General features: G+C 65.8%; 12 protein-coding genes and 1 tRNA gene. 6 read left to right on the forward strand and 7 right to left on the reverse strand.

Annotated elements, in window-relative coordinates:
- Positions 1-129: 129 nt before the first annotated feature.
- Complete coding sequence (gene mobF, locus R8Z57_RS07570) at positions 130-3576, reverse strand: MobF family relaxase (protein ID WP_318353571.1); 3447 nt, start codon at positions 3574-3576, stop codon at positions 130-132.
- 279 nt (positions 3577-3855) lie between these two features.
- Between mobF and R8Z57_RS07575 the strand changes: the two genes are divergently transcribed.
- Positions 3856-4959, forward strand: coding sequence for a tyrosine-type recombinase/integrase (locus R8Z57_RS07575; RefSeq protein WP_318353155.1), 1104 nt, complete (start codon positions 3856-3858; stop codon positions 4957-4959).
- A gap of 4 nt (positions 4960-4963) precedes the next feature.
- Here R8Z57_RS07575 and R8Z57_RS07580 read toward each other — a convergent pair.
- From R8Z57_RS07580 to R8Z57_RS07605, 6 genes are all read right to left on the reverse strand, one after another.
- Positions 4964-5035, reverse strand: a tRNA-Arg gene (locus R8Z57_RS07580).
- A gap of 19 nt (positions 5036-5054) precedes the next feature.
- On the reverse strand, positions 5055-5843 hold the full coding sequence (locus tag R8Z57_RS07585; RefSeq protein WP_318353156.1) for a helix-turn-helix domain-containing protein: 789 nt from the start codon (positions 5841-5843) through the stop codon (positions 5055-5057).
- 177 nt (positions 5844-6020) lie between these two features.
- Positions 6021-7094, reverse strand: coding sequence for an alpha/beta hydrolase family protein (locus tag R8Z57_RS07590; RefSeq protein ID WP_318353157.1), 1074 nt, complete (start codon positions 7092-7094; stop codon positions 6021-6023).
- Between the two features lie 56 nt (positions 7095-7150).
- Positions 7151-8107, reverse strand: a complete 957-nt coding sequence (locus R8Z57_RS07595; protein ID WP_318353158.1) for a hypothetical protein — start codon at positions 8105-8107, stop codon at positions 7151-7153.
- On the reverse strand, positions 8107-8622 hold the full coding sequence (locus R8Z57_RS07600; protein ID WP_318353159.1) for a hypothetical protein: 516 nt from the start codon (positions 8620-8622) through the stop codon (positions 8107-8109). Before R8Z57_RS07600 ends, R8Z57_RS07595 begins: the two co-directional genes overlap by 1 nt.
- 90 nt (positions 8623-8712) lie before the next feature.
- Positions 8713-9387, reverse strand: coding sequence for a helix-turn-helix transcriptional regulator (locus R8Z57_RS07605; protein ID WP_318353160.1), 675 nt, complete (start codon positions 9385-9387; stop codon positions 8713-8715).
- A 200-nt stretch (positions 9388-9587) separates the two neighbouring features.
- Here R8Z57_RS07605 and R8Z57_RS07610 point away from each other — a divergent pair, with 200 nt between their 5' ends.
- Genes R8Z57_RS07610 through R8Z57_RS07630 form a run of 5 tightly spaced genes read left to right on the forward strand, consistent with a single transcriptional unit; the run spans position 9588 to position 13518 of the window.
- On the forward strand, positions 9588-10667 hold the full coding sequence (locus tag R8Z57_RS07610; protein ID WP_318353161.1) for an ArdC-like ssDNA-binding domain-containing protein: 1080 nt from the start codon (positions 9588-9590) through the stop codon (positions 10665-10667).
- Positions 10667-11548, forward strand: coding sequence for a bifunctional DNA primase/polymerase (locus R8Z57_RS07615; RefSeq protein WP_318353162.1), 882 nt, complete (start codon positions 10667-10669; stop codon positions 11546-11548). Before R8Z57_RS07610 ends, R8Z57_RS07615 begins: the two co-directional genes overlap by 1 nt.
- On the forward strand, positions 11545-12201 hold the full coding sequence (locus R8Z57_RS07620; protein ID WP_318353163.1) for a DUF2637 domain-containing protein: 657 nt from the start codon (positions 11545-11547) through the stop codon (positions 12199-12201). Before R8Z57_RS07615 ends, R8Z57_RS07620 begins: the two co-directional genes overlap by 4 nt.
- Positions 12198-12614 carry a hypothetical protein gene (locus R8Z57_RS07625; RefSeq protein ID WP_318353164.1) on the forward strand — a complete coding sequence of 139 codons (417 nt, stop codon included), beginning with the start codon at positions 12198-12200 and terminating at the stop codon, positions 12612-12614. Before R8Z57_RS07620 ends, R8Z57_RS07625 begins: the two co-directional genes overlap by 4 nt.
- A gap of 10 nt (positions 12615-12624) precedes the next feature.
- A complete protein-coding gene (locus tag R8Z57_RS07630; protein ID WP_318353165.1) occupies positions 12625-13518 on the forward strand; it encodes a hypothetical protein in 894 nt (297 codons plus the stop codon).
- Positions 13519-13520: the final 2 nt, after the last annotated feature.

Genomic DNA, 13520 nt, shown 5'->3' on the forward strand with positions numbered 1-13520 from the left:
AACCTGGAAGGACTGGCCGACGGCCCGTCATACCGCCGCAACGAGCGGCGGCGCATTAGAGGTTGCCTGGTGAAAGCGTAGAACGGGCGACCGACAAAGGAAAGACCACGGACCACGGACCACGGACCACTACCGGCTGGGCACCGCCATCCTGTGAGCGCTCTCCATCGTGCCGCAGACCTGGTCCGATGCTGCACGCGCCAAACGTCGTGCAGCATCCATCGCGGCACGGGCGCGGACAGCATCCCGCTCCTGCGCGCTGCTCCTAGGATCGCCGCCGAGCGGACGGTGACCGGTGATCGCGTACCTGTCGCGATATGCGGCAACGACGCGGGCTTGACGAATCCACGCTGCACGGGCTGATCCGTGCGGTTCGACGCCGAGTGCGACGACCCACGCGTCGCGTCCCGCAAGTGCGCTCTCAGTGAGACGCTGGGCGCGGTGCTCCATGAGCATTTTCCGCTCGTCCAGTGCGCCACGCATCTCTGTGGTCATCGGCCCGAGAGCCTCGGGGATGAGACCCGCGATCAGTCGCGGCGCCCTACGCCCGATGTCACGCTGGGCGGCCCCGCGCGCGATGGTCTTCTCGAGGCGAGACAGAATGACTGCCGCGACGTCGCCGGCTCCGTCGAAACCGCGTGACCGCACAACCGCAGGGAAGAGCAGGTCCACATCGTGGTGATCGGCCTCGGCGCGCCGGAGCGCAGCTGCGAGCGGACCGAAGGCTTCCGAGTCGAGTACAGCCGAGGCTTCGGCGCTCGTCAGCCCCGCTCTCTCGATCAGTGCGACCCAGCGGTCACGCTGCCCCGCAGATGCGATGGTCTCGTACTCCGCACCAAGCTGGGCGATGGACTCCCAGCGGTCCTGCTCGGCCGCTATCGTCTCGTGGGCAGAGAGCTCCGCGCCGACATGCTGAACCACACCGTGGAGCACCGTCCGAGCGGTCACATTGATCGAATCGCCGGGGTGCGGTCCCCCGTGTGCCGTTTCCGGCCGGTCGACCGCAACGTAGGCGGTGTTGGCCTCGCGTCCACGCGTCATGGCGACATAGAGGCTCTCGCGTGTCATTCCGGATCGCACGAGGACATGGGCCGAGTCGGTTGTGATCCCCTGCGCTCGGTGTGCCGTGATTGCGTAGCCCAAGTCGACGTGCTCGGCGACATAGGCGGCAGGCAGTGCCACCGTCGCTCCCCACGCGCGGCCGGAGCGGCGCACCAGCATCCCCCCGTCACGGCGCAGCGCGACGACACTCCACCTGTCCCCATTGCGCACCCACGTCCGTCCCGCGCGCAGAGTGCGATCGTTGCGCCGCGTGAGCACGATATCACCGACCGCCGCCGCGGTGCCCGCGTGCATTGTGACTTCGTCTGGTCCGGAGACCTCACCATCGAGGATCCGCTCGGCGCGAGCGCGTACGTTGAGCGCGGCAACGGCGTCGTTGGAATCCGCAACGAGGACGCTCGACCTGCCACGACGCACGTCGTCGCGCCATTGCGCGTAAGCCGCGTCGATCATCGCGTCCGAATCGCCCTCGACAAGTCGTCCGTACTCCGCGTAGGCATCGATCACGTCGACATCGCCATCGCGCAACTGGACGGATGCCTCCTTCTCCCAGCTGTGGACGAACCGGTGGACGTCGACGAGCTCAGGTACGTCATCCCGATCGTGGACCAGTAGAGCGAATGCGCCGCCTGCGTCGACTGCCTGGAGTTGGGCGTGGTCACCAACAAGCAGGACTTTTGCGCCAGCATCGGCCGCCAAGCGCGTAATGCGGTCCAGCGAGAGCGTGCCGGCAAGCGATGCCTCATCGACGATCACCAACTGCCCGGCAGAGAAGGAGTCACCGTGGATCAGGTGGTTGGTCCACCACTTGGCGGTGTTCTCGGTCGGGATGCCGAGCTCCTCAGCGAGCACGTGCGCGGCGCCTGCCGAAGGTGCGAGTCCGACGACGGAGCCCCGACCGTAGACCGCTTCCCAGGCGTCGCGCAGTGCGCGCATCGCCGTGGTCTTGCCGGTGCCTGCGGCGCCGACGAGCAGATCGACGGTGCGGCCCGAGCTGACGATGCGGTCGAGCGCCTCCCTCTGGTCGGAGCCGAGCGCAATGCGGTCGCGCGCTGCCCATCGGGTCTGCACGGTCGGCATACGCGGTGCGAGAGTGTTGCGGGAGCGGTCGAGCAGCCGCCCCTCGGCCTCGAGAAGAAGCCCGGCCGTGAACACGGCGCTACGGCGCGCGCGGAAAACCGAAGACCCGTCGGCGCGCTGGAACTCGAGCGGAGTTGCCGCGATCTCAGGCGGCGACAGTCGCAGAGACGCACTCTCCGCCGCATCGGCGACGAGCTCGACCACCGCTTCGCGATCGGACGCGGTCGCGAAGCGCATCGGCATGGTTTGACGGGCAGCCTCAGCGACGAGGTTCCAGCGGCGCCACGTCGTCCGCTTGTCGGCAACTGTCACCATGACGCTGTTACCGAGGGTCGCTAGCTGCTGGGGCGAGAGATCCATTGCACGCATCAGCGTCGGTCCCGCGCTGTCCGCGACCAGCCCGTGCGCCCACGATGTCGCCTCACGCCCAAGTGCGCTCGTTGCACGGTTGCGCCATCCGGCCGTCAACTCGGCCAGCGAATGCAGTTGCTTCTCAGGACGTGTTGAAAGCGTCGCCTGCGCGCGCAGCTTCATGATCGTTGCAGCTGCGGGTCGGTGTCCGTGCGATGCGACATACGCCGCGATGAGGCGATCTGTCTCATCATCGATCGCGTGCGCTCGCGTGGAGAACTCGTCGACGAGCTGTTCCGGCACGCCGACGATCGCCCACGTCGTGTTGCGGTCACGGCCGAGGTCGCGCGCCTCCCAGTCGATCCCGAGCGAGCGCGTGAGCTCATCGCTGAAGATCGCCTCGTGCAACTCCGACAGTGCAACGACGGCCGCGTGCATCGGTCTGCCATCGAGTGAGCGCCATTTGCCGTCGAGTGTGGTCTGCACTTTGTTGCTCACGACGACGTGGGTGTGCAGGTGAGGATCGCCTGCGCGGCTGTCGAAGTGATCGAAAGCCGTCGCGATCAGTCCGTGCACTCCGACCTGTGCAACCGCTCCGTCGCCGGCCGTTGCACCTGTGCGGGTCATCGCAACCTCGCGTTCCATGTACGCAACCACGTGTGCAACGGCGCGATGGTGCGCACGAGCGATGAGCGTCTGCGTGTCTGCGTCGGCAACAGCCCACAGCACGCTCGCCGACTTCGGGATCGAGAATGTGAAGTCGTAGCCGGCGACAGCGCGCTGATGCGCGCCGCTGGCCTGCCCATCCTTGCTGTACTGCGGGTACGCGCGACCCAAGGGCTCGCCGCTGATGGGGTGGCGTCCCATCCCGATCAGCAGCTGAAGGTGTGCTTCGGTGACGGTGTCTCCCTCGCGGATGCTGGATTCCAGCGATTCCAGACCGCCGCCCATCCATCGGCCGGGCGGGGTGCCCTCCGCGCTGTAGTAGCGCGTCAGCGGTGTTGACAGCGAGCGGGCTCCATCGCCTGCGGCGACCGTGCGGAGCAGGTACTTGTAGCCGTCGCCGGCACTCATGACCCGCATCGAGACTGTCACCGCCGCACCTCCGCTCTTCGCAGAGGAGGTGCGCGCCCTCGATCTGCAAGAGGCGTGGACGCGCGAGGCCGGGAACGCTCAAGACCGGGACCCGTGCCCGAGCGGGCGGCGCGGCTGGGCCAAGCGTCAGAGTGCGCGGTCGCAAGAGTAAGCGACGTGACGCGGCGCTCGGCCATCAAAGCCGCAGCCGGTGGAAAGATCGATACTTGAGGAGACGAAGTGGGCTCAATCAGACCGTATGAGACTGCGCACGGGCGGCGGTATCGAGTGAGATACCGTCAACCCGATCACAGTGAGAAGGAGAAGCGCGGATTCAGAACGAAGAGTGAAGCGGAGCTCTTCCTCTCGTCGGTGACCCTGTCCAAGTCAAAGGGAACCTACATCGATCCAGCGGCTTCGAAGATCAGGGTGGGAGACCTGGCCGAAGCTTGGCTGGATTCAAAGCGACCACCAATGATGAAGCCGTCATCGTTTCAGCCGCTGGTGCTCGCATGGAACGCCCACGTGGCTCCAGTCTGGGCTGACCGCGATCTATCTTCGATCCGACGTTCAGAGGTTCAGGCTTGGGTCGCGGATCTCGCATCCCGTCGCTCGCGGACGGTTGTCCTCCGGGCCCTCGGCGTGCTGGCCGGCATCATCGATACTGCGGTCGACGACCACCGCCTCGAGAGCAACCCAGCGCGAAACCTTCGAAGCCTGCCGCAGCGCTCCACCCCAAAGCGCCGCCCGTATCTGTCTCATGAGCAGGTGCAGCTGCTGGCCGCAAATGCCAAGCACTCCACACTAGTTTTGGTGCTGGCGTACACCGGACTCCGATGGGGCGAGGTCACCGCGCTCCGCGTACGGAACGTGGACCGCTCACGGCGGCGCCTCACGGTCGAGGAGAACGCCGTTCTCGTTGGCTGGGAGATTCATGTTGGTACGCCCAAGACGAATGAGCGGCGGTCCGTCCCGTATCCCGAACAGCTCGCACCGATGATCGACGAGGCCTGCGCAGGCAAACCCCCGGAAGGACTTCTTTTCGGAAACGGGGTTACGCACATGAAGAACGAGACGGACAGTAGCGGATGGTTCGCTACAGCGGTGCGCCGCGCGCGCGCCATAGATCTACTGATGCCGCGAGTGACGCCGCATGATCTCCGCCACACCGCGGCATCGCTGGCGGTGAGCTCTGGCGCCAATGTAAAGGCCGTCCAGCGGATGCTCGGACACGCGTCTGCCGCGATGACTCTCGACACCTACGCCGACCTCTTCGACGACGATCTCGACTCCGTCGCAAAGCGAATGAACGACGCAATGGGCGATCTGCCCGCGTCACTCGATCACAAACGCCGCGGCGGAACAAGCACGATCGATCAGGTACGTGGCTGAAGTGTGCCCCTGGAGAGACTCGAACTCCCAACCGTTTCCTTAGGACGGAACTGCTCTTCCATTGAGCTACAGAGGCTGACCCCTCGATCCTATCGTCAGTCCCGCGCCCACCCACTGCGGGTGTTTGCCTGAACGAAGTCGGCGAGCGCCACTCGCGGGATGTATCGTCTCGATCCGATGGCTGTGTACTGTATCGCCCCCTGGTTCGTCAGTTTGTAGAGGGCGGAATACGGAACGCCGAGCGCGCTCGCCGCATCCCTCAGCGAGAGCAGCACAGCACCCGACTCGTCAAGCACGCTCGGCGAAGGGAGCACCGTAGGGGCGGCGTCGACAATCTCAACCTCCGACGCCTTCGTCTCCCAGTGCCCAACATAGGCATACGGCTTCTCGAACTCCTCGCGAATCTTCCGCGCTGCGTCCTCCTCGTCGGTGGCCTTTATCCATCGCTCAACAACTTGCACACGTGTGACGACGACCTTGTACCGCATCAAACTCTCCTGCCCCATGGCATAGCCAGCCCGTCGTCGGCCGCTCGCAGCGAGCGTGATCGCCTTGGCGCGTTCAGGCGCTGGACTCGGCACTCCGAGCGCCAACCCTGTTTCGGTCCTGGTGCGGTGCGCTGCCCGCTCCACTCGGTCAGCATCGCTGAGACTTGGCCAGCTACGCCCGCGGTCCGTGGCAGTCGCGCGCCACGACGAGCCATGTCCTTCGATCTTGATGAGGCTGCGACTCTCGAGCGCGCGCGCCGTGATCCGGTGACCGAATGAGTCGTCGGGATAGACACCGGCGGGACACCCTTCGACGATCCATGCGAGCACCGCCGCCTGGGTCTCAGTCAGGCGGATCCCGCTTTGGTCCTTGTGGCCGCTCGCCCACCGCGCCATGAATCAATACTCGCCATACGCGCACCGCCACGCCAGGGAGGCAACGCCAGGCAGCGTCGCGCGATGCAATCCCGCCGGCGGAACCGTCTCAATTGAAGCTCGAGCCGAGCGCCAGCGCTCCGGAATGCTGAGATCGCGTCCAGTTGACTCAATTGGTGGTTTGGCCGACTACATCCTTCACGATTGCCGGGGAACCGTTGAGACTGAATCTTCGAGCCACGACGCAAGTGCAGACCTGAACAGGTTGGGATCGACGTTCGCCTCCCAGCCGTGGGGAGCAACTGCCGTCTCCATGAGCGCGACGTGCGGGTGCGCGAGCACGAAGATGCGCGTGAGTTCGAACGGGATCTCTTCGTCCCCGCTGGAGTGGACCACGATCGTCGGCACACCAATCACAAGATCGCGAGCCCAGTCGAGCCGATCGAAGTCGACCACCGCCGGCATCCCGATCAGTCGACTCACGACGCGCGAGCCGAGCGCCCACATCACGACGGGAGCGAAGAACCCCGGCAGCCGTGCGCGCTTGACGCCTTGCTTGACTATCTCTCGCCAGTTCGTGGCCGGCGCTATCAGTGCAAGTCGATCGAACGCCGTGGGATCGTGACGAAGGAGTTCGAGCGCGAGACCCGCCCCCATTGACCACGCAACGACATAAACGGCGGTGGCTCCGTGGGAGCGCGCATACCTGACCGCGTCCCCGAGGTCGCTCGACTCGTCCAGCCCCAGTGTGGATGCGGATGCGGGTGGCCCGTCCCCCGCACCTCGATACGTGATTGCCAACGAGGTGAAGCCGGCGCTCTGCGCCACCTCTACGGAGCGCAAAGTGACGAGTCGTGAGGTGCGAATGCCCTGAACGTGGATCACCCAAGGTACAGCTGTCGAAGTGCCTCGGAAGAGCCAGGCCGGAGCCGATCGACCGTCGTTAAGCGGCACCGCAACGTCCTCCCAGTTCGGATCGATTTCCCCAGGCCCGCTCATGAGGTGACCGGTCCATTGCGCCTCGAAGGGTTCGGTGCCCATGGGCGCGGTCGTGTTGAGCACGCGACGGATGACACGGTCATTGTCCGACCACACCACGGGCCCGATGAGCGCGTGCTGTTGAAAGCGATCCCCAAACCAGAGGCCATAGCTCCCTTCGACAACCGTAAGATCGCTCCGCGGCAGCTCGAGATCGTCGCCGACCAGACGGACTGTGACTGTCTTGCGTCGCGGAACCACCCCGACAATGCGACGCGCCAGCATCCAGACCATGCCTGCAGTCGCTGCTAGAAGGACGCTAACCACCGCGGCAAGCACGCCGACTACCTTCAAGGTGCGCTCACCGCCCCCGCCCCACTCGACATCCGCACCACGGCCGGCGCCCGCATCTGTCGATCGAGCATCTCGGTCGTGGCACGGAGAAGAATTCGCTCACGCTTGGTCAACTCCTGGCTGTTGGCGATGTCGGTCAGTCGAACGGCAAGTCGGTACGTCTCGTGCACAGGATCCTCGTCAGGAATCGGCTTCACGATCATCCCTCGATCGAGGCTCGCCTTCGCCAGCAGCCGTCCCAAAGTCGCGTTCATCGATCGCCGGCCGGCTCGGGCGACGGCGAACACGACGATCCCCGCGCACACCAGCACGACTCCGCCGTAGAACGGAATCGTGAACAGTGCCCCGACTGCTTCGACGGGCGGTGTCCGCCCCACACCCGCGACGCGAAGCGTGAGATATGCGATCTCGATGAGGCTCGCCACGAGGATCGACCATGCCCCGATGCGGATGAGAATGTACGGCCGCGGCTTGCGCCCGTGAATTCCGCGAAGCATCCGGGCCATGATCAGAACCACGCATCCCATATAGAGCGATGCGTACGCCCACAAGCCGATCTGATCCGCTGACTCCTTGATGAAGTCGTCCGTCGTCGATCCACGATCGGCGATCAACAGAAATGGAATCGTGAAGGAGAGGAACATCGCGGGCAGCTCCCAGAGACTGCGCGGATCGAACCTGCTGCCGTCGAGCGTGAGGGCGGCCTGCATGACGAACCAGAATGCAGTGGTCGCGAGGATGTTCTGGACGAGGTTTGCGACGTTTGCTCCGCCGAGCCAGCCGTCGACGATCGGCAGCGGAATGACGACTCCCACCATGAACACCGCTGCGAGCCCCGTGATGGTGGCGATCCACGTCGGTCGGCTCGACGGCTGGCGGATCGCTGACGGCAACCGGATCAGCGTGAGAACCAGCAGTGCGAGGAACGCAACGGCTTCGATACTGAGCACCATCAGCCGAACACCGCCTCGTCAGCACCGTGGCGAGGCCGAAGGAGCAGTCGAGAAAGGAGTTGCGACAACTTCTCGGCTTCGGCTTCGCTAACAAGCTCGGTGTCCGCGAAGTCCAGCTCGAGTTCGAAGTCCGGGGTGACGATACCCCTCGCGAGCACGGTCTGACCCGCGCGCACATGACGCGATCCGGGATGCTTGAGGGGCAAGGTCGCGCACCCGGCGTGTTCGAACAGGACGTGCGACAACTCATGCAGCACGGTATGGAACTGGTACCAGCGGGGGTCTGACTTTCGCACGAGGATCTTGGCCGAGTCAGCCGTTAGCAGGACTAGGCCGGTGATGTTCTCCCAGTCCCGATCCCCGACTGGCTCGATGTCGATCCGTTTGCCTGTGGCCGCTGCAACGTGCCTGACGATGTCTTGCAGCTCCACGTCGGCTGGGAGATCGAGGCGCTCGAGTTGCGCCTCTGCGCGGGCGCGCAGCTCTAGATGATCTCGAGATGCGCGGTAGCTCATGACGCCCTACCTCCGATCACGACCTCGCACAGCGATCGCCCGAATGCTCCTCACTGTACGCCGATGCGCAGTGAACGTCAGGTCAATGCGCTAATGCGCAGAGATGGACCTCAAGGTCTGCGCAATCGCGCGCAGGGCGGCGGGCGAGATCTCGCCGACGGCTCGTGCTGACACCGAATCCGCGCCTGACGCCTTCAGTGCCTCGCGGAATTCGAAGTTCGCCTCTGCTGCCTCAACCGCGGCTGCGTCGGCCAGGTCGAGCAGGTATGCCGTGGGGACCCCGGCATAGGCGCCGACGCCCTCCAGCACCCTCACACGAATAGGTGTGCTCGCATCTCCCGCGAGCAGGCTCGCCCATTCGTCCCGATCCAACGCCACACCGCGCTCGGCAAGTTCACTGACGAGACCGTCGATGTCGAATGCGGATCCGTCCAGCCGGGGCGCGCGCGACACCGCGGTCAGTCGGCGTCCCAGCTCCCTGGCGTCTGTGTCGAGGATGGGCTCGATCTCGCGAGCGTCGCCGAGGGATGCTGCGACGCGAGAGATCTCGTGTGGATGCGTCCCGAGTGCCTGCGCGAGCTTCTCGATGTCGTTCGCGTCGAAGGGCGCGGCACCGCGCAGTCGACCATAGAAGTAGCTCGCCGACATCTCGGAGCGATCGATCAGTTCCTGGTTCGTCATGCCCGCCGCGTCACGAAGAGTCGAAATCGCGCGCACCAGGTCCATCGACCACGCGCCGGCCTCGCCCTGGGAACGTCTACCCACGACGACAGGTTATCGCTCCGCGAAGAGTCGATCATTTGATATCTATTTCAACACATCAGGCGTAGGGTGCACCTATGTACGCATACCTCTCACGCGCACTCCCCCGCCTGCCGCCGACATAGCGACCACCGCGAACGGTGAGTCAGCTCGCACCTCTTCTATGAAGCCGCCACGGACGGCTGCAAGGGAGGTCCGCCGCCATGGCTTACCAACGGGTCAATGCCGCTGCAACAGAGGTGAAGCTCGAACAGCTGCACGCCCAACTCGCCGACGCGGTCTCCGCGCTCGTGACGGGCGACGACTGGAAGCGCGCGCTCACGTTCGCGGCTCGGTTTCGCTCTCGGTCGTTCAACAACACCCTGCTCATCTGGGTGCAGCACGCGAACGCATTCGAGCAGGGCAGGGTTCCCGCGCCGGCTCCGACCTACGTCGCAGGGTTCCGGCAGTGGCTGACACTGGGGCGATCCGTCGACCGCGGCCAAGCCGGTTACATGATCCTCGCCCCCGTCATCGGCCGATACGCCTCCCCCACTCCGCAGATCTCGCAGTCGTGGCGCCGACTCGCGCCCCGCGAGGCTCCGCAGCGCGGCGAATCGGTGCGGTCGCGTTTGATCGGCGTGCGGCCGGCATACGTCTGGGATGCGTCCCAGACCAGCGGTGCCCCGATCCCCGAGGTACCACGGCCGCAGCTTCTCGAGGGTGAGGCGCCGGCGGGGATGTGGGACGGCCTCGCTGCGCTCCTGCTCGCAAAGGGGTACTCGTTGCGCCTTGTTGACAGGGACCGGGATCTCGGAGGAGCGAACGGCATGACCGACTACCTCACGCGAAGCGTGGCTGTACGTAGCGACATCGATCCGGCCGCGCGCGCGAAGACCCTCGCTCACGAGCTCGCCCACGTCGAACTGCACGGCCCCGACCACCCCGATGCGTCCCTTCATCGCGGAATCGGCGAGGTTGAGGCCGAGTTTGTCGCGTTGATGATCGGCGCTGCGCACGGACTCGACACAAGCGACTACACCGTCCCCTACGTGTCAACGTGGGCGACGTCCGTCGACAGCAAGACGCCGGTAGAGGTCGTTCAGTCCACAGCCGAGCGAGTTCGTGGTGCTGCAGTCGCGATCCTTGCGCGTTTGGATACGCCCCAGATGGGATCCGGTGATCCCCCGGGGTTGTCGAGAATGGCGACGAACACCCATACAGCTGGGCCGGACGACAGCCGTCTCGCCGCGTCCGACAGGCGGCACGGCGCCCGCCCCACGACGGCAGGGCGGGTGCTCTGATGGACAGGACCGACCTGTTTGCGTCCCTGGTAGGGCTTCCGCCGCGGGAGGGCGCGGATCGGTTCGCTGAGGCTGGTGTCCCGATCTTTCCCTGCAAGCCCGCAGAGAAGCGCCCGCTCACGCAGCACGGATTCCTCGACGCAACCACCGATGTCGATCAGGTCCGTCGGTGGTGGGCGCGATGGCCCGAGGCGAACATCGGGATGCCGACCGGCGCGACTTCGGGACTCGAGGTCGTCGACATTGACATGCACGGTCGGGTGCGCGGCTTCGCTGCCTTCGAGCTCGCCCGCCGCGAAGGGCTCGTCGACCGCTGGGAGGCTCTAGTGAAGACAGCATCCGGCGGCATGCATGCCTACTACCCCGCGGATCTCCACCGCCCTCAGCCTTCGTGGCAAGCAGCCCGGTCCGGCATCGACTTCCGCGGCGAGGGCGGCTACGTCATCGTTCCGCCGTCGCGGGTGATGTTCGAAGGCAACAGGTCAGGCTACGAGCTGTTCGGTGCGGGACGAGGCAACGCAGTGCCCGTCGATGCCGCCGCGCTTCGACGATTCCTCACCCCCAGGCCCGCATCGTCGCCAGCCGTGCTCACCAACGCGCACCGTGACGTCGATGCGGACCGAATCGCTGCCTGGCTCGCCACGCGAATCGAAGGCGAACGCAACCGCGCCCTCTACTGGGCGGCGTGCCGCCTTGCTGAGAACGGCGTGTCAGACGACAACGCCCGGAATGTGCTAGGTCCCGCCGCAGAACGTGCCGGCCTTCACCGGCCCGAGATCCTGACCACGATTCGATCGGCTTACAGGACGGTGGTGGGGTCGACGTCTCCCTTTTGGGACCACACGCTGGGCGGGCCGCTGAAGGGCCAGGTGATCTCGTGATCCCCAAATCGACAACCGTGCGGTCGGGGCGAACCGCTGTATGGACGGCTGTCGCGGGTACGGTCGTCATCGCTATCGGTGCGTTCTGGCTGTCCTTCACCGCCCTCGCCGATCTTGCACATCGCTCCGGCATCGCAGCAAATCAAGCGTGGGCGTGGCCTCTGATCGTCGACGGGATCATCGTCGTCGGCACGGTCTCGGTCGTCGCGCTCGCGGGCCACCGGGACGCGTGGTACCCATGGATGCTTCTCGTCGCCGGCGCTGCCGCATCGGTCGCCGCAAATGCCATCCACGCTGTCGTCGCCGCCGATGCCGACGTTGGGCCGGTGCTCGCGGCGTCCGTCGCCGCCGTTCCCCCGCTGGTCCTGCTCGCGATCACCCACCTGACCGTGGTCCTCACACAGAGGTTCCAGCCTGATCGTTCCTCCACAGCCTCTGCCGTTCGCGCTCCATCCACAGAAGTCGTGCAGCTCCGCCAAGCAGGGGACGTTCCGGAGAAGGGTGCCCGTAGGGACGTTGCGGCGCTGATGAGACAGCGGGGCATGTCCAACAAAGAGATCGCGAGTGCCACGGGAGTCCATCCGTCGACAGTCGGCCGATGGTTCGCGGGGACACTCAGCACACCTGACCTTCAGAAGGGGGTTACGCCATGAACGACTTCGACCACGACCAGCCCGCGCAGATGCGCCACCCGTCGCGCGCGTCGGCGGGCGCCTGGGACCACGTCGACCGGTCGCCCGGCGACGACGTGTCCGAGTTCGCGCGGCACGGCGACCCCTCGCTCGAGAGGCCACCACTCAGCCTGTCGGGGTCCGAGCAGGTACGGAGCGAGATCGTGTGGATGCGACCGACCGAACTCTTGCCGGCGGTGACGGGTCGTGTCGCGGGGCAAGGCATCGATCTCGAGGCGTCGATCGCACGCCGCGCCCGCACACTCCCCACCCAGAGTGTTGCTGCCACGCGCCGCGCGATCCGGGATCGGGCCGTTCATCTCCCACCTGTCACCGCGTTCGGAAGCGGTCGCCACGCCCACGGCGCGGTCCGCCGATCCGGGATCGGCCGGTAGCGAGGTTGCCATGGCCAACCAGAATTCATGGTCAGCTGTCGACGCATTCTCGCCCCGAGCGCAGGACTGCGACGACCCTCAGTCCGCACGCGAGGAGTTCGAGAGTTCGGAGGGCCTTCGCACCTTGCTGGAACGCCTTGCCGCGCAGGAACACGGGGCGTGGCGCCACGACAGGGAAGCCGCGGCGCTCATGGCGCACGTCGTGAAGCGCTACGCGAAGCTGGCCCGCAAGCATGGTCTGGACCCGTGGGATGCCGCAGCCGCAGCGTTCGATGCCATGCGCTCGTCCTCGGTGCGGAACGCCGATGACCCCTGGGCGGTCGTGACTCGAGCCGTCCAAGTCACGATGATCGCGGAAGAGAGGGCGAACGGGCTTCTGTGCTCGGTCTACCAGGCGCGCCGGCCCGAGTTCTCCTCGCTCCACGACCCCGAGCGGTTCAGCGACCGTGAGAACCCGCTGAGCGACTATCACCCGTCGCTCAGGGTGGAGTCGGTCGGAGACGGCGACGAAGCGGATGATGCATGCAACGGCACTGGGATCCTCGAGGCCGTAGACAACGCGATCGCGTTCCTGACGCTCCTCGGTTGGCCCAGAACGCCCGCGCGCACCGCAATGGAGTACATCTGCGCTCGCTTGAGCGAGGTGCCCTCTCGGGCGACCGCGTGGGAGTCTTTGCGACGTGACGTCCACGGGAGGACTCTCCTCGACCTGTCCTCCGCGTCGTGGAACGGGCTCCTTCGCGCCGTGCTGGGCAACCCGGAGCCCGAGGTCGCTCGCACGACAGCGGGCCGCGGCATCCTGCTTCGACTGCTGATCGGCGAACCACTTCTGTCCCTCCTGGCGGATGACGATCTCGTCCTCGCGGTTAGTCTCGCCGTGCCGGCCGAGAGAGCGAGGCGGTGAGC

The sequence above is a fragment of the Microbacterium sp. M3 genome, from assembly GCF_033548675.1.
Classification (GTDB): Bacteria; Actinomycetota; Actinomycetes; order Actinomycetales; family Microbacteriaceae; genus Microbacterium; species Microbacterium arthrosphaerae.